At 40.7% G+C, this 21,791-nt stretch carries 18 protein-coding genes, 1 tRNA gene and 1 pseudogene; 4 read left to right on the top strand and 16 right to left on the bottom strand.

Features of this window, described 5'->3' with window-relative positions:
- Positions 1-76: 76 nt before the first annotated feature.
- The 11 genes from V4P57_RS00170 to V4P57_RS00120 all read right to left on the bottom strand — a co-directional run bounded on the left by V4P57_RS00170 (position 77) and on the right by V4P57_RS00120 (position 7,947).
- Complete coding sequence (locus V4P57_RS00170) at positions 77-487, bottom strand: helix-turn-helix domain-containing protein (RefSeq protein ID WP_455466210.1); 411 nt, start codon at positions 485-487, stop codon at positions 77-79.
- Positions 488-493: 6 nt separating this feature from the next.
- Complete coding sequence (locus V4P57_RS00165) at positions 494-1,111, bottom strand: regulatory protein GemA (protein WP_455466209.1); 618 nt, start codon at positions 1,109-1,111, stop codon at positions 494-496.
- 12 nt (positions 1,112-1,123) lie between these two features.
- Positions 1,124-1,747 (bottom strand): DUF3164 family protein, encoded by a 624-nt coding sequence (locus tag V4P57_RS00160; RefSeq protein WP_455466208.1) that lies wholly within the window; start codon positions 1,745-1,747, stop codon positions 1,124-1,126.
- Positions 1,740-2,009 (bottom strand): hypothetical protein, encoded by a 270-nt coding sequence (locus V4P57_RS00155; protein ID WP_455466999.1) that lies wholly within the window; start codon positions 2,007-2,009, stop codon positions 1,740-1,742. The genes V4P57_RS00160 and V4P57_RS00155 overlap by 8 nt, the downstream gene beginning before the upstream one ends.
- A complete protein-coding gene (locus tag V4P57_RS00150) occupies positions 2,009-2,275 on the bottom strand; it encodes a hypothetical protein (RefSeq protein WP_455466207.1) in 267 nt (88 codons plus the stop codon). The genes V4P57_RS00155 and V4P57_RS00150 overlap by 1 nt, the downstream gene beginning before the upstream one ends.
- Positions 2,272-3,303: an AAA family ATPase gene (locus V4P57_RS00145; RefSeq protein WP_455466206.1), complete on the bottom strand. Its 1,032-nt coding sequence runs from the start codon at positions 3,301-3,303 to the stop codon at positions 2,272-2,274. The genes V4P57_RS00150 and V4P57_RS00145 overlap by 4 nt, the downstream gene beginning before the upstream one ends.
- A gap of 489 nt (positions 3,304-3,792) precedes the next feature.
- On the bottom strand, positions 3,793-5,775 hold the full coding sequence (locus tag V4P57_RS00140) for a transposase domain-containing protein (protein ID WP_455466205.1): 1,983 nt from the start codon (positions 5,773-5,775) through the stop codon (positions 3,793-3,795).
- Positions 5,772-6,230, bottom strand: a complete 459-nt coding sequence (locus tag V4P57_RS00135) for a hypothetical protein (protein WP_455466204.1) — start codon at positions 6,228-6,230, stop codon at positions 5,772-5,774. Before V4P57_RS00135 ends, V4P57_RS00140 begins: the two co-directional genes overlap by 4 nt.
- Complete coding sequence (locus V4P57_RS00130) at positions 6,227-7,168, bottom strand: ParB/RepB/Spo0J family partition protein (RefSeq protein ID WP_455466203.1); 942 nt, start codon at positions 7,166-7,168, stop codon at positions 6,227-6,229. Before V4P57_RS00130 ends, V4P57_RS00135 begins: the two co-directional genes overlap by 4 nt.
- On the bottom strand, positions 7,168-7,578 hold the full coding sequence (locus V4P57_RS00125; protein ID WP_455466202.1) for a hypothetical protein: 411 nt from the start codon (positions 7,576-7,578) through the stop codon (positions 7,168-7,170). The genes V4P57_RS00130 and V4P57_RS00125 overlap by 1 nt, the downstream gene beginning before the upstream one ends.
- A gap of 75 nt (positions 7,579-7,653) precedes the next feature.
- Entirely contained in the window at positions 7,654-7,947 is a 294-nt protein-coding gene (locus V4P57_RS00120) for a helix-turn-helix domain-containing protein (RefSeq protein ID WP_455466201.1), read from the bottom strand.
- Positions 7,948-8,098: 151 nt separating this feature from the next.
- Here V4P57_RS00120 and V4P57_RS00115 point away from each other — a divergent pair, with 151 nt between their 5' ends.
- Positions 8,099-8,629 (top strand): helix-turn-helix domain-containing protein, encoded by a 531-nt coding sequence (locus V4P57_RS00115; RefSeq protein WP_455466200.1) that lies wholly within the window; start codon positions 8,099-8,101, stop codon positions 8,627-8,629.
- A gap of 793 nt (positions 8,630-9,422) precedes the next feature.
- Here V4P57_RS00115 and V4P57_RS00110 read toward each other — a convergent pair.
- The 5 genes and pseudogenes from V4P57_RS00110 to V4P57_RS00090 all read right to left on the bottom strand — a co-directional run bounded on the left by V4P57_RS00110 (position 9,423) and on the right by V4P57_RS00090 (position 17,312).
- Positions 9,423-10,241, bottom strand: a complete 819-nt coding sequence (locus V4P57_RS00110) for a DNA adenine methylase (protein ID WP_455465471.1) — start codon at positions 10,239-10,241, stop codon at positions 9,423-9,425.
- Between the two features lie 140 nt (positions 10,242-10,381).
- A pseudogene (locus V4P57_RS00105) lies at positions 10,382-10,981 on the bottom strand (phage late control D family protein); the annotation flags it as partial.
- A gap of 254 nt (positions 10,982-11,235) precedes the next feature.
- The gene (gene pgi, locus V4P57_RS00100; protein ID WP_455466199.1) at positions 11,236-12,900 is read right to left on the bottom strand and encodes a glucose-6-phosphate isomerase; all 1,665 of its coding nucleotides are present in this window, start codon (positions 12,898-12,900) and stop codon (positions 11,236-11,238) included.
- Positions 12,901-13,038: 138 nt separating this feature from the next.
- Entirely contained in the window at positions 13,039-16,173 is a 3,135-nt protein-coding gene (locus V4P57_RS00095; protein WP_455466198.1) for an efflux RND transporter permease subunit, read from the bottom strand.
- On the bottom strand, positions 16,173-17,312 hold the full coding sequence (locus V4P57_RS00090; protein WP_455466197.1) for an efflux RND transporter periplasmic adaptor subunit: 1,140 nt from the start codon (positions 17,310-17,312) through the stop codon (positions 16,173-16,175). Before V4P57_RS00090 ends, V4P57_RS00095 begins: the two co-directional genes overlap by 1 nt.
- 381 nt (positions 17,313-17,693) lie before the next feature.
- Between V4P57_RS00090 and V4P57_RS00085 the strand changes: the two genes are divergently transcribed.
- The 3 genes from V4P57_RS00085 (at position 17,694) to rpsU (ending at position 20,513) form a co-directional block, all read left to right on the top strand.
- A tRNA-Arg gene (locus V4P57_RS00085) sits at positions 17,694-17,770 on the top strand.
- Positions 17,771-18,413: 643 nt separating this feature from the next.
- The gene (locus V4P57_RS00080) at positions 18,414-20,087 is read left to right on the top strand and encodes a formate--tetrahydrofolate ligase (protein WP_455466196.1); all 1,674 of its coding nucleotides are present in this window, start codon (positions 18,414-18,416) and stop codon (positions 20,085-20,087) included.
- Between the two features lie 192 nt (positions 20,088-20,279).
- Positions 20,280-20,513, top strand: a complete 234-nt coding sequence (gene rpsU, locus V4P57_RS00075) for a 30S ribosomal protein S21 (protein ID WP_455466195.1) — start codon at positions 20,280-20,282, stop codon at positions 20,511-20,513.
- The last annotated feature ends 1,278 nt before the right edge of the window (positions 20,514-21,791 follow it).

The raw sequence follows: 21,791 nt of genomic DNA, 5'->3' as shown, positions 1-21,791 counted from the left end.
GAATGAATAAAAATCCATCCACAGTTTATGAAATTTCAAACACCTAATATAAGCCTGACACTGTCAGTCAAATATCTCAACACTCATAAAGCTCTGGAAATAATAAACCTTGTTGTGGTTCTTTCGAAGAAATTTTCTTCTTCAAACGATAAGCTGTGCGCACATGCATACCAGAAACAGCAGCAGCAGTATCCGCTGACCAACCTTTTTGCAGCGCTTTTACCATTCTTTGACGCCGTTCAGCATCTTTAACAAGGGGGATAAGAAGGCGAACACCCGAACCATTAAAACAAAAATGCTTGATCAATTGCTCTGCTTCCTCAAAACCGACAATCTCAATCAACCAATCGGCATTTTCAAGACGCCCTGGAAGATAAACTTGTCGTCCTCCAAAAGCCCGCACCATATTCCATGCCACCTCAATACCCGCAACATCGGATATTTCACGTAATATAAGGGGAAAATAGCTATAGGATTCCTCGTGCATGCATGCTTACCCCTCGCTTTTAACACCTTTACGGATTTTCCGCCCCCAAACATTCATCACTTGTCTAAAATCGCCCCCGTCCATCTCGCTAAAAGCTTTACCACTCACAACCATAACACTCTGGTGAAAGGCCTCTGGGTCAAACACAGCATCGCGATGCAAACACTTCCATTGGGCACACAAAATCAAATATCCTGGCATTTTCTGCCAAGAATCTTGAATCTTTTCCCCTATCCAGTCAACCCCACCCTCACGCTGCAACCAACCCTTCAACGCCTCAATGGCTTTACTCGCATCATCGCTATCGCGTAAAAAGCGGATATGATCAATCCCTGTTTGCCTTTTCACAAAAGCAATCAATGCCTTGTCTGAACGATCACGGATCAAACCAAGATTCCACCCAGAAATCCAAAGCGCCTGTAGCTTCTTGGCATATTTTCCCTCTAAAGGATTCACATTGGCCTGAAACCCCCACGCTTTCATTTCATTGACGACCAAACGCTTTTCTGAAAGACTTAAATCTTTTGCTGATTGCTTCCCCGTCAAGCGAAACAACATCGCCCGATAGGTTGCATCATCAAGACCTAAAGCGCGTTTTCCCACATGAAGAAACGCTAAAGACATTACATAAACTCCTCACGCCTTAGCCATATCTATGGTTACAGATCGCCAAGGATGCTCCAAGCTATCGCGTTCATAAAAACGCACATATTCCTTACTCGTCGTCACACGAATAGCTTCGCGAATAGCACGCATCGCTTCGCTCCAGCGCGGATCGTCAATATCCAAACGCAACAACATAAAGATTTCACCACGATTTACTTTACCCTCCTTATCCGTGTTAAAAGCACGGGTAATAATCGCACGGATTTCAGGGCGCGCATCTGCAGACCACTCATTCAAACATTCATCAAGAAGGCTTTTAGCAATTTGCAATTGCGGTCCAAAATCAAAACTCTCCTGTACTTGCACCTTAATGCGTTGCAAACCATCAAAACTCGTGTAAGTACAATTGCCCTTTTTGCCACGCCGCTCTACACCATACTCTTGCGCAAGCAAGCTATCAAAAGCACTCAAATCCGCAATGGTATGGCTGTTAAAGCGCGCAATCCTTGCCGATAATTCTTTCGCATAAGTCATAACTTTGCGCACCGTTTCATCTTCTAATAAATCCGCAGGGCGGATCAAGCTTACCGGCACCAAAGCCCCTTTCGCATCTTTCATATAATGCGTTCCTTCAAGCTCAATTGCTTTATTCATCACCAACTTCCTCCTGTGTTTTTTGAAAACGGCGAAACGGCACAACATCCCCTGAAGAAGGCGCACATCCCGCTTTTATTTGCCAACGACACCGCAAAAGTTCATGCCCTAAAATGTGGTTATAGACCGCCAAGCGGCGCAAATAGTCATTCAGTTCTCGAACATCTTTCGCACTTAAAAAAATTCCATCCAATTCATGTTTTAACAAGGCAGAGCGCAAAGCAATCAAGCAATCTCTCACCATATAAGGGTTCCGTTCCATCATTTTTCGCCTCCAAAATCCATATAAACAACTGTATTTGTCTCATCTGCATCACCATGAGAGCTGCCACAACGGGGCAAAACTTCTGCAACTTCCTTTTCCAAGACCGCATCCGCCTCGCTTAAACGGTGAATACTCAATTCCAATTCAAGGGATAACGCCAAATCCACACACAATTTAAGCTGTTCTCCAATCTCAAAACCGCGTTGATAATCGTCATAAAGACCAACAAGCGTATTCGATAATTCCTTAGTTACAGGGATCATGCCAATTCCTCCACGTCACGATTTCTCCACGCCTCTTTGACATGTTTAAGCGTAACCTCACACCCATCCCCAAGCGCTGCCATACGTGCCAACATCATGGTTTTATCAATTTGCCGTAAAGCACCAGCCTTCAAACCAATCCCTGTCAAAAACTTTATCGCACCAACATCTTCAATCCCCCAATCATGTATGCGGGCGGCAATATCCTCACTATAGGGCTTGCGACGCTTCAGATGCATAGCCAATCGGCTTTTAATTTGCGCATAAGACGGACCATTTTGACGGTGAACCAACCGTCCAGAGATCTCATCATTGCCAACCAAAGCCAAACCCGTACCGTTGATATCAACAAAATGGCGCAACTGATTAATCGCCTCATCCGTTAAATTTTGTGCTTCATCAACAATCAACAGCATACCACTACCCACACGCTCTAATTTCTTGCCAATAGCACGCGTTAAACGGGTGGGGTTATATTCCACCACTTCCAATTCTGCTGCCATATCATTCAAAATACCATGAACACTGCGCGTATGCGGACTAGCTGTCACAAGGTAAACATGCGGACGAGTCGCACGGTAATGGCGGCAGGTTTCCGTCTTGCCATTGCCCGCATCAAGCGTAATCATCACCATATCACCCGTACTTTGCGCCAGCGTTAAAGTTTCAATGATCTCCTGCGCAATACGATTCTTTTGAAAGGCCGGCTTTTCAGGTATTAGCTCCAAAAGACCTGCCGTTTCTTTTACAGCTTCTATCCATTGTTGAACCTTCGCATTTTGCTTACCCAATTGCCCCGCATAACTGCCCGCATACCACTGCGAAAAGGTTCCATCAGGCATACCAATGCGCCGCGCTACTTCTGCCTTCGACCAATCATTCATACGTGCCAAAGCTCTCACCGAATCCACAAGCTCATTCCATAAAGCAATATCATCACTATTGCGGTTTTGTGCTGATCCATCCGGCTGGATTTTTGGTCGCGCCCAAGGATTTTTATCAACTGTTGCATTTATCGCGTACTTCATGTATATTCCCCTTTCGTATTGATTTAGACATTGAAAGGGGAGAGGCTAAAATCCGCCCCTTTCTTTCATCTTCAATAAAAATCTAAAGCCGTACGCGATACTTAACCGGCCACGTTAAATCCCCCTCTCCTTGTCCTTTGGGGGCAATTTATCACTTCATGCTCCTTGCCCTATTAAGGAAAAGACACCTGAAAATTTGATCGTATTGATTGAAACTTTGAATGGATAAGATTCTTCCCCCCCTTTCTTTGTTAAATCTTCAAGCCCGTACGCGATACTTAACCGGACACTTTAAAATTTCTTCCCTTTTCCAACCCATCGTGGAAACTTAAATCACTTCATGCTCCTCACCTCTTAGGGCAAAGACACCTAAAAACTTCGTACTCTTGATTTAAATATTGAAATGGGCAAAATCCTTCTCCCCCTTTATCTTGATAACAAACTCCAAAGCCTTGCCTAAAAAAAACCACCCCTCTTCTTCTCATCATTCTATCCCCGCGGAAACTTTATCACTTCACGCCCCTCATTAAACGCCGAAAGCCGTCTTAAAGCTTTATGCAAACTTTGACTAAATTCTTGGGCGTCCAAAGCCTCATCATCGTCCGCTTTAAGAGCTAAATTCCCCACATTGTTTGGCATCAATCGGCTAACCTTTGGCTTGACGGGAGGCTTTGATTTGAACTCTTCACCCCCTTGTTCAATCCGCCGATAAACATCCGCCAATTGATCAGGAGCAAGTTGTGCAGCCAACTGTTTTTCTGCTTTAACAGCCTTCACATACTCTTTACGCAAACGTCCATTTAAACGTGCTGCCTGTTGGTCATAAAAACCAACATCTGAAAGACAAGACGCCATGCAAAGCAACCGATTATTCAGGTCATAAACCCGCAAATCTTGATGTAAATGATCCGGATCAAAACGCACAATCACCCTCTCGCCCGCATGCTCATTCAACGCCCGCGCCCAATAACGATTGCCATAAAAATGTATCTCGCCTGTTCCTTTTTGGGTGCGAAGCGCCTCTGACGTTAAAAGCCACAAAGCCCGTTGTGCCGCTGTCGCTTGCCGGATAATCGTTCCATCAGACTGCAAACTTTCTGCAAAGGTCACATCAAAACTGCGCCCCGCACAATTAACCGCTGTGCGCCCCTCTTGCGCATTATGGGCAACAATTTGCGCTCCAACATGGGCTTTGAATTCCTCAAACCCTATCGCACGCCGCCCATAATCCTCAGGCTTGGCATCAGGCTTATTGCCTGTATAAGCCCCAGCACAACAAGGATGTTTCGAAATCGCTTCTGCCAAATCACGCCAAGCTCGCTCAATCGGTTTTGATTGCCCACTATAAGGTGTCGTCCATTGCAATTGCACGCCCAGGCTCGTCAAAAGCCCTTGCGGATCATCCGGCTTAATCTTAAAGCGAAAGCGGTTTTGCACACCCCCAGAAATCCACTTGCTGGTAAAGGCACGCCCATTATCCAAGGTCATACGCTCCGGGATGCCATAAGCCTCCACCATATCACCAATCACCAAACGCACGATTTCCCAAGTCTCGGCATCCGATAGGCGCCACGATAAAATCTTGCCCGAATAAAGATCTTGAATGGCGATCAAATAAAGCCGCACAGGCTTTTCTGCCCAAGGAACCTGAACAAAAACATCCAATTTATGCCCGTCCATATTCACCGCTTGCAAAGCATGAAGCGCACTGCGATCACGTCGTTGTGCAGGATAAAGCTTTTTTGCCTTTTTTTCTCCCTCACGTGCTAACGTCACAACCGCTTTGGAAATTTCTTTATTGAAACGACGACGCAAAGCCCGCTCAGAAGGGATAGGAACCCAGCCTTTCTCACGTGCAACCGTAACCATGCGCCGATAACAAGCCGAAAATGCAGGGCGAGAGGGGCGCAAATAATCCGAACACAAAACTTCCCAAGCCCCCTCATGGCACGGCGCAAATTGTGCACAACTATCCTCACCATAGGAAGGCGCTAACGCCGCCAACCAATCACAACGCTCATATCCTTCTACCCTCTCGCGCCAATTAAAAACTGACCTGCGGCTTACTCCAAATTTGACCGCACTCAAGCTTGCCGCATCATGCACACCCATACCAGCTAAAATTAAATCATCCATAAAACAAAGCATCTTCAAACGCTCTTCACAACGGCTTTTATGCGCCTTTGAAAGCCCCTCATAGTGCAACCAAATCCCCTCTTTTTGCACGCTTTGCTCCACATTTTGCAAAACACCAATCTCTCTTTGCTGCATCAGTAAAACTGCCCGCGACCGCTCTGGCAATAAAGAGACGTGGTACTCCCAAACCGGCTTGGTTTTTCCTAAAATTTGGCGAAACAACTGTGTATTTAAACGCCATTTTTTAAGTGCGAGATTATTAAGGCCGACTTTTGTTTTTGGCAACTCTGGCAGGGCTAATGCAGCTAATTCTGCAATGCTAAACCATTCTTTCATGGCTGCCCCCGCTTAATCTTCACGGGTGTAGCCCGCATGGCTTTTAATTGCGCGGCAATCTCCCGCTGTTCCTGCTGGAGCCTAGCAATCTCTGCTAACCGCGCTTCATCCCCTTGCAATAACAATAAGCCATCTTCACTCACAACCTCATCCCACAGCCAAAACGCTCCCGTAGCGCGAACAAAAGCCTTAAAGCGTGGTAAAGAAATATCCACCTGCTTACTTTCAGCAACATAAGCATCCAAACTCGCCTTACTTAAACAGCCAATCCCCAAATAATGGGCCATGCGTTCAGCAATCACACTCCGTTCAAACGGGCATTCACGCAAAGCTTTAGCCATGGCACGTTTTATTCGTGAGCGAAATCGTTCTAAATCAATCTGTGCAACAGGCTCACGACAAGGAAAAACCGGCTGTTGAAAAAAATCAAGCTGTTGAGAACCATGCCTCTTCATGCCTGCTCCTCCCCCCGTTCTCTTGCAAGATAATCACAAAACCGCGCCTTTGTTTGCGCATCCGCTCTCTGCCAAACACCCAACAATTGGGCAAAAATCCGTTCCTGTTCATTGATTTGTGGCGGTGTATTAATGCCATTGACCAAATCAACAGCCCGCCGTAAATCCCCCTCAACCTGTTGCAAAGCAATCGCCACACGCCGCTGCGCAACCGGCTCCATCTTCGCAAGCTTCAACAATTGCGCCTGATTATCCGCCAATGCCGTGCCACGCAAAACCGCCCGCAATTCCGGCTGTAAATGCTGAGCGATGCGATTAAGACGTCTTACTGACTCTTCAGACAAACCAATACGATCCGCTACATGTTTAGCAAAAGGGTAAACATTACCCAATTGCTCACCATCATTTGGCAAAGGGTAAACATTACCCTTTGATTTTCTATCCCCTTCAAACACGACTTCATTTTGATCTGAAGGGGTATCTTTGTTCGTTTGAGCAATTCGGTCAACTTGACCAAATTGCTCTTTTTTGGCTTTATATTGATTACTACCATCCCCTCCCCGTTTGATTTCTCCATACTTCTTTTCCCACAATTCGCGGTAAGTCTGGACAAACAATGCGCGATCTATCACTGACAATTCATTACGAAAAAGATTCTCCGCAACCTCTAAAAGCGCGGCATTGTCCTTATCAGCTTGCACCACAACAGCATCAATTTCCCGATAACCCAAAAGCTCAGCAGCACGTAAGCGGTGAGCACCAGCAATAAGGGTATAATTGCCTCCCTTGGCATTGGGCGTATGCCGTACTGTAATCGGATTCATCAATCCCTCTCGCACCATCGATTGCGCAAGCGCCTTGGCATGCTCATCATCTACAGGGCGAATGCGCTCAGGCACAACAATCAAATCTAAAGCAATCTCTTGAAATCGTGCCATCACGCCGCCACCTTTTCCATTTCTTTAAAAAACAAATCCATCGCACGCCCCGCCCACCTTCGATAAGCTTTGGCAAAAACAGGTTCTTCCAAACGTCGATTAATCACTTGCAAAGATAGAGAGATAGAAGTCCGCTGCCGTGCTTGTATGGCAACAATACGCCGCCGCGGCACCTCAAACTGATAATGCAGAATATGAATAACAATCTGTCGTGCTAACGCCGCATCAAATAAGCCATGTGGAGGATCAATAATATATCGTACAGGTAAATGGCGAAAACTGCTTTGCACAACCTTATAACAGCAAGCAAGCATCGTTTCTAATCGCTCAATTTCTGAGTAAGGATTGATGATCTCATCTTTTGCAGAACAGCAATTTATCTTATCTATTTTGTATTGATCTTTAGACATTGATAAACCTTTTTGTCTTATGGTATTTAAAGCTTATGGGAAATGTGTTTGAAACACGCATTCTTGCAACCAATTTTAAGCAGCATTATTGCGCAATGCACAATGGGCTACGGAATCTGTATTAGAATCTTTTGCTGCTTTGAAAATGCGATTGCGACTTTTAGGGTAGCGGTCGCTGAAAATTTGCTCAACGGGCAGGCCGATAAAATCGGCAACAGCACGTTCAGCTTTTTCATTGGGCCGTTTCCAAATGTGTTGAACACTGGAAGACGGTATTTTGTAAGCTTTTGCGAGTTCCGCTAGGGTCATATTCCTACGGCGTAGCTCGGCTAAAATACTATGGCGATCCCATATTTTGGTGATGGTCATAACTTTCGCTCCTGCTTCAAACGGATGCTCAAATATCCGTTTTTTGTCGGGTTAATTGTAGAATATCTGCCCGCTATATCGGGCGGTAATAAAAGGTATACAGCCTAAATAGGCTTTTGTAAATACCCAAATGACATTTGGAGTGATTTTTTTGGCACGCCCTGAAAAAGAACCACAAACGGAACTGGCAAAACGATTGCGTGAAATACGGCACACCCTTGGTTTCACAGAGCGTAAGCAATTTGCCAAACATTTTGATATTCCCGAAACGACTATGCGCAATTATGAAACGGGTTTACGAGAGCCCCCTGCATCTATACTGCGAATATATAAAGATCGCTGTGGAATATCCTTGGATTGGCTTGTTACAGGTGAAGGTGAAATGTTTAGTGACATGGCAAAGGCTAGAGCAGCAGGTTTTAAGGCACCTATCCTTCCTTCTGGCCTCATGAAAAAGCTTGGTCGCATAGCTTATACAACCTATCGTGATGCAAAAATAAAACTCCCCCCTGAAGATATAGCGGAAATCGCGGCGGAGCTCTATGGAAAGTTGCAAGAGCTTGCTCAAAACATCAATGATACGGAAGAAGTTGAGCTTACTTTGCCTCTTCTCAAACTGCATTTAAAGCGTCAAATCGAAGCTGAAAGAGCACATATAACAACTACACAAAATACGGCTTAATGCCTCTCTAAAATGAAAAACTGATATGAAAATCTTTTTACATTAGAAAAATTATGTAACTATCTGATTTATAATAATATATTGCTCATAAAAATAGATAATCACCAATAGGTGAAAATCTTTTTTGCTTTTTTGGTCATTTTGGATTGTTTTTGGAGTTGCTTTTACGATTTGTCTGATTTTTTTCAAAGGTCTTTCAAAGCCGGTTTTCTGGGCTTTCACAGACTTTTTAAAATTCTTCAAAGACCTTTCAAAGACCTTTCACAGACTTCTCTCATTTTTAGCACTAAATTCCGATTTTTATGATTTTTCGCTCTTTTGGGCCATTTTAGGTGTCAAAATTTAATTTTACAAAACGCGCATTTAATGGTAAAAATTGTACATAAAAACAACAAATTACCACATATTCCTAACTAATCCCACCTCTTCCCACTTAGTGCAAAACCTAGTGTCAAACTACAGCACCAATTTATTTTTTTTCACAGGGTTTTTTAAGGGGTTCTAAAAGGGTCTTCAAAGATCATTTAAAGACTCTTTGAATGAGTCTTTTTTTTCTGTTAAAAATCACGATTTGATATGATCAGTTCTTCTTGCCACAATCACATGATTTGATACCTACAATTTGTAAGATCATGAGTGCAGAGTACCATAAAATTTTGTATAATTTGTATCGTATTTTGTAAAAACTACCTCCTTTTCAAAGGATTTTCATTTTTTCAAAGGGTTCTCAAAGGGTCTTCAAAGGCCTTTCAAAGGTTATTTAAAGACCCTTTAAATGAGTCTTTTTTTTCTGTTAAAAATCACAATTTGAGATGATCAGTTCTTTGGCAGGAGTCGCACGATTTAAACCACATGTGTAAGATGTTGTGACCTCTTTTATCTGAAATTGACTAAAGGTTTTTCGGATCTCTGGCACATCATTGAGTGAAAGAAGAAACTTCCCCTTTAATTGCGCAAGGAGCGCAGACATGGTCTGGTAATCCTCCCGCTTAAACAAATCCTTTCCATAATAGGGCTCAACGCCAAAATAAGGTGGATCAAGATAAAAAAACACCTGTGGACGATCATAGCGAAGAATAAAGTCAGACCAATTTAAATGTTCAATGGTGACCGTGGATAAACGACGGTAAATAAGCTTTAACAAGGCTTCAAGTTTCAAAGGATTAAACTGTGCAGTGCAGTGAGGATCAACTCTAAACCTACGATTGGTTACCTGACCACCAAAACTCAAACGCTGCAGATAGAAAAATCGTACAGCCCTCTCTAAATCCGTAAGGGTTTTGGGATCTTGTAAAGAGAAGTGTTGAAATACTTCACGGCTGCTAATCTGGAACTTTAACAAATCCGTAAATGGCTGATAATGGCGTTGCAACACCCGAAAAAAATTCACCACATCACCTGAACGATCATTGATCACTTCATATAAAGGTTTCAATTTTCGTCTAAAGAATATTCCTCCCATGCCAACAAAAGGTTCTGCATAAGTTTTATGAGGAATGCTTTCAATGATTCTGATAAGGGTTTTAGACAACTTGATTTTACCACCAATATAAGCACTAGCTGGTGTGATAGGATCAACAGATTTTAATGTTTCAGCATAAAGTGTATCCATACTTTTTTAACTTCTTCCATACATGATAGCCGCCTTCTCATTGCTTCAAGTGATAAGAAGTGGCTGCGATGTTATGTGTTTTGGCATCGGACGGGTGTGTCGCTAAACTATCCCCGTTGGCTGGGTAACCAGCCCAGCCTCTATTTATTGTGTCTCTCCTCCCTTTTGTTTGGTGCTTCCAGTGTAATTTCTGTGGTGTATCCGCTTGATTTCTCATAGCGATGGGTGACGGTTGCGGCTTTCCATGAACCATTGATTTCGCTGCGGAACCCCTGTAGCAAAAGAGGTTGATCGGCCATGATTTCTGGATAACCCTCAAGGGTCAAAGAACCACTCCCCACAGCACGGCAAAGTCGGTCTGATTCTGATGCCGCTGCTGCTAACGCCTCTTCCTTGCAGGTATAACAAGTCCGCAGACGACGCACAGGTCCGCTAACCCCTGTCTTATGTTTGACTTGGTATTGCTGCCCTTTTGAGCGATCAAAATAAGAAGCTTCCACCACACCGTATTGCGTGCGTGGCTCCAACGTGAATTCCCAACTGGAACAGTCGTGCTTATGAAGTTCGAGTGCTGGTAAATTGTCTCCGCTTAAAAATAAAAACTTATTGTCCTTGATCAAAAAACGTGCCTGCATGCGGTCAGCAAGGCGGGTTAAAAAATCAACCGCAGATTGATCTGTACGAATCACATAAGGCAAAGTTTGTTTGGTCAACTGGGGAATGATCTTTGCTTGATAGCCAAAGCCGGTTTTCTGAGATTTCACAGATTTTTTAAAATTCTTCAAAGAATTTTCACAGACCTTTCAAAGCCTTCTCTCATTTTTAGCACCAAATTCCGATCTTTGCTCTTTTCTACAATTTTAAGTGTCAAAATTTAATTTTACAAAACACGCATTTCATGATAAAAATTGTACGTAAAAACAATGAATTACCTCGTATTCTTAACTAGTCCCACCTCTTCCCACTTAGTATAAAATATACTGTCAAATCATATTTATTCTGCACGTCTCGCCTTAATGTGTGCTAACAACCCTAATGTTGAACTATCGCGGTTTTTTGCTTTGTTTTCTCCACGGAGCATTGATAATAATTCATTTGCTAATTCTTTGCCAAGTTCAACACCCCATTGATCAAATGAATTAATATTCATCAAAATACCTTCAACAAAAATACGATGCTCATAAAGTGCAATGAGACGACCGAGTGCAAAAGGTGTCAATAAATCTTGAACAAGCATAATACTGGGACGGTTTCCCTGAAAACTTTTGTGAAGCGCTAAATTATCTGTTTCACACTCATCAATTCCATTTTTTATGAGAATACGTCGAGCATCTTCGACACTACGCCCTTTCATCAAAGCCTTTGATTGCGCTAAACAGTTCGCTACCAACATGTCATACATAGGATATAAATTCTGCTCATGTCCTTTTATAAACAAAATAAATTCCGCAGGAACAACATCTGTTCCTTGATGCAAAAGCTGAAAAAAAGCATGTTGCCCATTTGTCCCTGAATCACCCCAAACGATAGGACCACTTGAGAAAGTTAACGCTTTGCCATCCAAAGAAACCTGCTTACCATTTGATTCCATATCAAGTTGTTGCAAATAAGCGGGAAAACGCGCTAAACGCTGCGCATAAGGAATGACCACACGTGACGAGTACCCACAAATAACTCGATGCCAAAATCCTAAAAGTGCAAATCGAATAGGTATATTTTCATGTAAGGGTGCCGTTTTGAAATGTTGATCCATATGCTGAGCACCATTGAGAAATTGGCGAAAATTTCGACCGCCTATTGCTAGCATAACAACAAGGCCAATAGCTGACCAAATCGAATAACGCCCTCCAACCCAATCCCAAAATCTAAAAACTCTTGAAGAATCTATGCCAAATTCTGCAACCTTATCAAGCGCACTGGAAACAGCAACAAAATGCGTGTCAACAGCTTCTTCCCCTAAATGTGAACAAATCCATTGACGTGAAACTTGAGCATTTGCAATTGTTTCAGCTGTTGTAAAAGTTTTCGAAGCAATAACAAACAGCGTTGTTGCCGGATTCAAAACAGCAAGAGTATCAGAAATATGTGCACTGTCAGCATTAGAAACAAAATGACAATGCGGACCATCATGATAAGGTTTTAAAGCATGTGTGACCATTGCGGGTCCAAGGTCAGAACCACCAATACCAATGTTCACAATATCGGTTATCCTCTCACCACTGCCTCCCTTATAGCTGCCATCGCGTACCATTTCAGAAAATCGTTCCATACGAGAAAGAACATCCTGAATATTTTGAACAACATCATGACCATCCAAAATGAAAACTTCGTCAGCAGGCAAACGTAATGCGATATGAAGAACCGAGCGTTTTTCAGTTGTATTAATGGCTTTACCGGAAAACATTGACTCACGTCTGCCTAACACATCTGCCGCAACAGCCAAATCGTCTAAGAGTTGCAATGTTTTAAATGTTACGCCACATTTCGAAAAATCGAAAAGGAGATCATCAAGCCTTAAAGAAAAATGGGAAAAACGTTGCTCATCTTCTCGGAAATGTCTACGGATATCACTTACCCCATCCTTCGTGGCATGTCCTCTCAAAGCTTTTAAAGCTGCCTCAAAAGCTTTTTCGTTTCGAATTGATGAACTATCTCCCATGGTATGATCTCTCATGGTTATTGATAATGAAATCTGTGCAAAACGATAATAAAACAGCCAAAATTTCCTTTATTGCAATCAATTTTTGCTGCTTTAAAACGACAATAAAAAATTATTAAATCTTCCCTGTCAAATGAATCACTCAACTTGGCTGAGCTCTCTCTTTAGGCGTTGCGCTTCTTCTGATTTTGGTTTCACAAAACGTCCAAGAGAGAGATAAACAACCGGCGTGACATAAAGAGTAAAAATAGTTGCTAAACCTAAACCGCCAACGATAACCCAACCTAAAGCTATACGTGCCTCTGCACCAGCACCTTTGGCTAAAACCAAAGGAATACCCCCTAAAATAGCACAAATCATCGTCATACAAACTGGGCGAAGGCGAATATTCGCCGCTTCTTCTATAGCTTCACTCACGCTTTTCCCCTGATCCCGTAACTGATCTGCAAATTCAACAATAAGAATACCATTTTTAGCCATAACCCCAACCAACAAAATTAAACCAATTTGACTGTAAATATTAAGGCTAACTCCACTTAGAAGCATAGCAATGACAGCACAACCAATTCCTAATGGTACAGTCGCCATGATAATAAATCCTGAAACAAAACTTTCAAACTGTGCAGCCAAGACCAATAGAATAATGACAAAAGCAATTCCAAAAACAATCATAAAATTGGAAGATGTTTCATCAAGTGTAGCAGCTTCCCCTAAAGGAACAATATAATTTCCTCCTAACAATAAAGGAGCAGCAATTTTCTGCACAGTCTGATAAGCGCTTCCTAAAACAACACCTGGAGCAAGATTTGCGCTTAAAATAACAGCACTCATGCGTTTCTCTCGTTTTAACTTAGGTGCAATGGATTTTTCATGCAAGTTCGCAATAACCGATAAAGGAACATATTGATTGCCCTTTGTTTTTAAAAAAATATTTTCCAAATCATGGGGATTATTAATAGGATTCTTACGCGAGGTTAATTTAACATCATAAGAATGGTCATCCACATAAACTGAACCAATTTTTTTCCCATCTAACATTGCTTGTAGTGTATTGCCCAAATTAGTTATATCAATTCCCAAATCAGAAGCTTTCTCTCGATTAATTTCAATAAAAAATTGCGGTTGTGTTGCATCAACAGTAAGACGTGGGCGAATGAAATGCGGATCAGCTTGTAATGCATTAATAATCTTATCAGCAATTGGCTGTAATTTTGTGTAATCATTTCCAAGAATTGCAAATTGTAATCCTTGACCAGTTCCTCTAACACCTAAAGAATTTCCCTGCGCAGCAAACACAAGAACTGCTGGGAACTGTCTTACCTTTGCATTAACATCTTCCACGATCTCTTGTTGACTACGCAAGCGCTTTTCCCAAGAGGAAAGTAACAAAATCAAAAAAGCGGTATTGGATGAACCGCCGATACCAGCAATAGAGTAACTGTTTGCAATCTCTCCAGAATCACGTAAGGGTTGTAAGCTCGCTTCAATTTGCTCTACCTGCTCATTCAGATATTGTGTTGAAATACCCTGTGGTCCACTAATGACTAAAAAGATAAGAGCTCTGTCTTCTTCTGGTGTTAATTCCTGTTGTAATTTCATATAGCCTCCAACACAAAAACCCGCAAAAATAAGTGAAGAAAAGACAACAGTCCAAAGCCTTCCTAAACATTTATGCAAACTATAAGCATACCACTTACTTAAGAAAGAACCTAATTTATTCAGAAAAGTAAAATGATGTGCCTCTCTCTCATTGTCTTTAATATGTTCCTTGAGAAAATGCGAGGCCAACATAGGACAAAGCGTTAAAGCAACAATCGAAGAAAGCAGAATAGAAATTGCCAACACAAAACCAAATTCTCTAAAAAGTGATCCAACTTGTCCAGGAAGGAAAGAAATCGGCACAAAAACAGCAACGAGAGTCAATGTAGTTGCTAAAACAGCAAAAAAGACTTCCCTTGTTCCGATCACCGCTGCCGACCGAGGACCTAACCCCATATTACGCCACCGAACAATATTCTCAAGAACAACAATCGCATCATCCACCACAAGCCCTGTTGCTAAAACAAGTCCTAAAAAAGTGAGAATATTCAATGAAAATCCTACAAGATAAATGGCAGCAATTGTACCAATTAAAGCAACAGGGATAGATAAAGCGGGAATAAGCGTTACACGAATATCTCTCAGAAAAAGAAAAATAACCAAGATAACACTTAGAACAGCAATAACCAATGCAACCTCAACCTCATGAAGTGCACCCTTAATGAAAAGCGCATCATCACTAATAACACTTATGTGTACCGAAGAAGGAACAACACTTTTTAGATGACCAAGAACCTCTCGAACACCTTGAGAAATATTAAGAGTATTTGATTGTGCTTTACGTACAATCCCCAATCCAACTCCAATCTTTCCGTTGATACGAAGAATAACGGTTTCTACATCAGGTGATAAAGTAACCTGTGCGACATCGCCAAGATGCACATGAGGTTTTAAGACAACTTGTTCAAAAGCTTTTGGTGTTGTCAAACGCGCGGTAGCACGCACAATTAAAGCTTGCTTAGAATTGCGTAATGACCCCACCGGCGCATCCGTTGTCATATCAGCTAGAACACGTGAAATATCCGCCACAGTCAATCCGTAGCTCGCAAGTTTTGCTTGATCAACATCAACTTGAAAAATCTTCGTGCGAGCACTATCAACCTGTACATCACCAACACCATCAACAGCAGAAAGTGCATCAACAATTTGATCATCTACGACCATTGTCAAATCATCAACACTCATCGTTGGTGAAGTCACAACCAAATACATCATTGCAGCAGCATTTGAATCTGCTTTAATGATCAGAGGTGTATCGGCATTTTTTGGTAAAAAATAGGCAATGCGAGAGAGAGCATCGCGAATATCAGATGCTGCAACATTCAAATCAACGCCGACATTAAAATTAACTTCCACACGAGAACGACCAAAAGAAGAAGCTGAAGAAATTGTTTTTACACCTGAAACACGAGAAACAGCATCTTCTATAACTCTTGTAATTTCTTGATCAATTGTTTCCGCTGATGCTCCGGCAAACGCTGTTACAATTGTCATCACTGGAGTATCAACATCCGGTAGTTCGCGGACATCAACGTTTAGCCATGCAGCAATCCCTGCAATCACAATCATAGCATTCAAAACAAAAGTAAAAACCGGCCTGCGAATAAATAAGGCAATCATACCATCTTGCCCAGCCTGTGTCATAGGCTGTTTCGTGTCAAATTCCTGACTCATTATACACCCTGCCCACGAGGTGCTGATAACTGTTCTTGATGGGACCTTGGATCATCAATAATAACCCGACTTCCTGGATGAAGCATTTGTACGCCCTGAATAACAACTTGATCACCATTTTCGAGAGGCGCTTTCACAAATACCTGATCTTCTTTATGCTGAATAATCGACACTGATATGGGCTCTACCTTCCCCTCTCTTACGCGCCAAACAAATGATCCTTTGTTATTCCATTGAACTGCAAGAGGGTTAACAACAGGAAAAGAACCGCCATAAAATTGCAATGCAACAGAAAAAGCCATACCAGACACAATGGTCTCTTTTTCATTCTTAATTTCAACCTGAACATGAAGCGTGCGACTTTCTGGATCAATGATATTATCAATCGCATAAATATAACCAACAAAAGTCCTCTCTTGCTGCGCCGTTAATGTTGCCGTCACCTTATCTCCTTTATGGACATGTGATGTGTAGCGTTCGGGAATCCATATATCAACTAAAATGCGTTCTCTATTTTCAATACGTCCTATTACAGTGTTAAGAGTAACAGCGTTGCCCACATCAATGGGTAAAATGCCAACAACTCCGCTAATCGGTGCACGAATTGTCCGACGATCAAGATCTAACTCAGCATTACGCAAAACCAAATTTGCGCTATCCAACTCCAAGCGTGCGGTAATTTCTTGAACTTCTGTTGCTGTATTACTGGAACGTAATTTAAGAATACGCGAAAGCGTTAATGCACTATTATCACGTTGCACTTTTGCTTTTTCAGCCGTTATTTCTTCCTTTTTAGAATCAAGCTTTGCAATCGCATCACCCACTTGTACTTTTGTGCCAGCTGATACAAAAAGCTCATCAACAACACCAGATGACCAAGGTGTTAACTCTACCGAAGCCAATGCTCTTCCACTACCAAGCGCACTCAGATTTTCATAAAAATCTTGGACTTTAACAAGATCAACAACAACATTTGTTGGTGGACTTCCCCTTGATGTCTTTGATATTTTATGCGATGCATTCGTTGTTTTATTCAATACAGAAATGTTTTGTTCTGAACCTTGTTTCCTTACCCAATAAGTAACCATCAAAATAACAACGAGAAACACTAGTGGAAAGGTTTTTTTTAACAGCTCCATACATTTACCCCTGCTGTGTCATGAACATGTAAATTTGTCTAAAAAAGTCCTTAACAGTAACATGCGAGTTCCACATAAAAACCCAACTGCAGGTGGCATGTATCACCCCCACCGCACAAACACATCTCATCTTTTGTTTGACTATCCTTCCTAAATTAAAACGTCAAGTCAGCTATCGTTCATCTTGAATTATAGCACTCACAGAAAAAAGAAACGGCTATACCAAAATCCAACCGAAACCAAAAGTATACGGTATCATTTTTTAAAATATATCCTCAACAAAAAGATAAAATTTTTGCTTCCATCAAGTTTCACTTGCAATTCCTCCATGAAACGATTAGGAACCCCTTATCTTAATAAGATAAAAAATTGGAAATGTACGCACCCGTAGCTCAGCTGGATAGAGCACCAGACTACGAATCTGGGGGTCAGGAGTTCGAATCTCTTCGGGTGCGCCATCATATAAAATTCCATTTTTCTTCAGTGCGTTTGTCAATAACTCCCTTATTGAGTCACCTGCCATCATTTGCCTGTAGTGTTATCAAGTAGTGCTGTAGCTGCTCTTTTGATTGCAAATTAGGATTTCCTTCCGAGGTATTTTTGGACACACCAGATATCTAATATGTTTTTGCTACTCAAAAATAAAAGTCTTTGAAAATATCTCTTCCTTCATCTCTTAACACTCAAGACAAAATACTCTGTCCTCTTCTGAAGAATTTTCACCATTAAAAAATCCTCTTTTATAAAATTTCCAGAATGATAGTACTCTTTTTTAGTAAAATATAGAAAGCCACAATAGAATAAATTGTTGGGAGAATAAAAAAGCGTAACAATACATTCCCATAAAAAGTTTAAAATTGATATCAAGGAGTTTTTCTTGAACTCATCACTCTTTTTAAAAGCTTATAAGAATTAAAAACGTAGCGATTCTTTTTTCTAAAAATCTATAATAATAAATTTCTCTTGTCCCATTTCTCTCTTGCACAGTGTGTAATCGACATTTATGATGCCTTACCTATTTTCATGTACTGTAGGTTCTATTGTCCGATTATAGTACATACCCTAAATGTTAAAAAGAAACCAAGTTTAAAGAATTTTTCTATGCATAAAACAGATATTGAAATTTCTCGCTCTGCTCAAAAACAACACATCACTGAAATTGCACAAAAAATTGGTGTTGCGCATGAAAATCTTATTCCTTACGGACATGACAAAGCTAAAATTTCTTCTGCGTACATAAAATCGCTCAATCAAAATCCGGATGGTAAACTTATCCTCGTCACTGCGATCAATCCAACACCTGCTGGAGAAGGAAAAACAACAACAACTGTTGGACTGTGTGATGCTCTCAATCTCATTGGAAAAAAAACCATAGCCGCCTTGAGAGAACCGTCTTTAGGCCCCTGTTTTGGTATAAAAGGTGGTGCGGCTGGAGGTGGTTATGCCCAAGTCGTACCAATGGATGATCTTAATTTGCATTTTACCGGTGATTTTCATGCCATTACAGCTGCTCATAATCTTCTTGCCGCAATGATTGATAACCATATCTACTGGGGAAACACTCTGAATATTGATCCACGCCGCGTTGTTTGGAAGCGAGTCCTTGACATGAATGACCGTGCATTGCGCGATATTGTTATTTCATTAGGCGGAGTAACCAACGGTTTTCCACGTCAAACAGGTTTTGATATTACTGTCGCATCAGAAATTATGGCTATTTTTTGTCTTGCTAAAAATCTAGAAAATCTTACGCAAAGACTCAAAAAAATTATTGTTGCCTATCGGTATGATAAAACGCCTGTAACAGTTGCTGATCTCAAAGCAGAAGGTGCAATGACAGTTCTTCTCAAAGATGCCATGCAACCCAATCTTGTACAAACAATTGAAAATAACCCTGTTCTTGTCCATGGAGGACCTTTTGCCAACATTGCTCATGGCTGTAATTCAGTTATAGCAACAAAAACTGCCTTAAAACTCGCTGATTATGTTGTCACAGAAGCAGGATTTGGAGCCGATCTTGGTGCAGAAAAATTCTTCAACATTAAATGTCGACAAGCTGGTATTGCACCAAATGCTACAGTGATTGTCGCAACAGTTCGCGCATTAAAAATGAATGGTGGTGTAAGTAAAAATAACCTCAAAGAAGAGAATATCACCGCTTTACAAAAAGGGGCTGCCAATCTTTTACGACATATCCAGAATATGAAACATTATGGTATTCCCTGTGTTATCGCTATCAATCATTTTGATACCGATAGTGACGCCGAAATAAGCACGTTACAAAAAATAGTTGCAACAACTGGACACAAAGCTGTTGTCTGCAAACATTGGAAACAAGGTGGAAAAGGCGCCATAGAACTTGCACAAGAACTCGTGACCTTAATTGAAGAAAAAAATGCCCATTTTCAATTTCTGTATCAAGATGATCTACCACTCGTTCAGAAAATTAATTCTATTATAAAAAATCTCTACGGTGGTCGTGGAGCTGTAATTACAGGTCCTATTGTCAGACAGCTGGAATCCTGGGAAAAAGAAGGTTATGCTACATACCCTATTTGTATGGCGAAAACACCCTATTCCTTTTCTTCCGATCCCACTCAATATGGTGCTCCTGTCGATTTTGAAATCCCTGTGCGCGAAGTTCGCCTCTTGGCAGGTGCTGGATTTATTGTCGTCATTTGTGGAGATGTCATGACTATGCCTGGCTTACCACATTATCCTGCTGCTGAAAAAATTCATCTTGACAAAAATGTTCAGATACAAGGACTCTCATAAGCTTATACCTGTAAACTCAATCGTTCATTATCAAAAATACCTTATAGTGAAAAGAATAGAATTTTTAAAAGCGTATAGACAAGCACCTTCTTTATATGATATGCTTCCTTTATTATGTTTCCTTTTAGATGTTCTTTTAAAAGGAAGTGATTTTTCTATTATTTATGACACTAAAATAAAGCAGGATAAATAGTGCAAGTACTTGTTCGTGATAATAATGTTGATCAGGCGATACGCGCGTTGAAAAAAAAGATGCAGCGTGAAGGTATCTTTCGTGAGATGAAAATGCGTGGTTATTATGAAAAACCATCGGAGAAGCGTGCTCGTGAGAAAGCTGAGGCTATTCGCCGTACACGTAAGCTTGCTCGTAAACGTGCGCAGAGAGAAGGTTTTGTTAGTCACGGTCGGACTGCTGCATCAAAATAGTGTATAATTGAACTTCTGTTAGTCTGTTGTAAAAAGCTATATTGTTAGGGGTGTAAACATGATGGAAGATCATTTGTGTTTACCGTTTGGCGTATGTGGTTTTTTGTTGCCTTGTTTTTGTTCACTATATTTCTCTATAAATACGAGACTTGTTATTTTTTGTATTAGTATTGTGGGTTTTACTTTGCTCTTAGCTGTTTCAGAAGGAAAAAAGTTATCACGTGTAAAGTGTTAAAATTGGCTGTCTTTATATGAAGCATACAGGGATTGTAGGATATTGTTTGCTGTTTCTCAGTATAATTTTTGTTGTCTAAAAGTTCTATAGAGCTTTTTACCTGCTGTTCATGCTTAGCATCTTTTAAATTCTTCCAATCAGCTTAGATCATGAAATATAAATTACTATTGTAATATGTAATTGTGTGTGTAAAGGGTAGAATATCAGATACACAGTTCTCTTCCTTATTATTCAATGAAGCAATAGAACTTTGTAACTTTTGATATCCATTGACCTCATCCCCACTCTAAAGAACAGAGATTCTTAATCACAAACAATCTAATTACAAATTGGTTTCTTTTAGTTTGTTCCCCTTCTTACCACTTATGTGCTTCACTCTGTAGACTACGAGTAAGTCCTGTTCTGAATCTTCTGTTCAACTCTACACTTCCATACTTAGTTGATGCATAAATTAAATCAGACCTCAACGACAATTGTATTTTTAACATGCATGAATGTGCCTTACATCAGCGCCCTCCAGAACAATGTTTTACAGCGCTAAAAATAATAATCCGAAATTGATACATACCCATGTAATCTGATTTATTTTTTAGGGTACTACATATAGCATTACCCATTAATCAGATCGTAGTACTACATAATCAAACTACAAAATTTGTAAGAAGTATTAACACTAATAACCATTATCTTTACGTTTATGAAGTCACAAGAAAATCCATCACACCTTAGTTTCCAATTGATATTTTTCATGTTTTTGTATTTTAACGGTTCATTAATCGTATCTTATCCCATTCTAAAAATGCGTTTCAAATCATATGCCAATTATTTTATTAAGCTGTTATTAAACAATTTTTTAATTCATAATGCGCATATGGTTATAACCTCATTTTAGAAATATATAATATACTGATTTATAATAATAATTTATCATTTTACAGTTGAATTAAGAATTCCGGAGATAGTAAGATTCCTCGCTTTACACTCTCTCGTGATGGGTTAATAAAAACTATTTAAGGAAGGAAATGAATATATCTCTTATGAAA

It is taken from the genome of Bartonella sp. B39, assembly GCF_053795145.1.
This window is presented reverse-complemented; position numbering and strand designations above follow the sequence as displayed.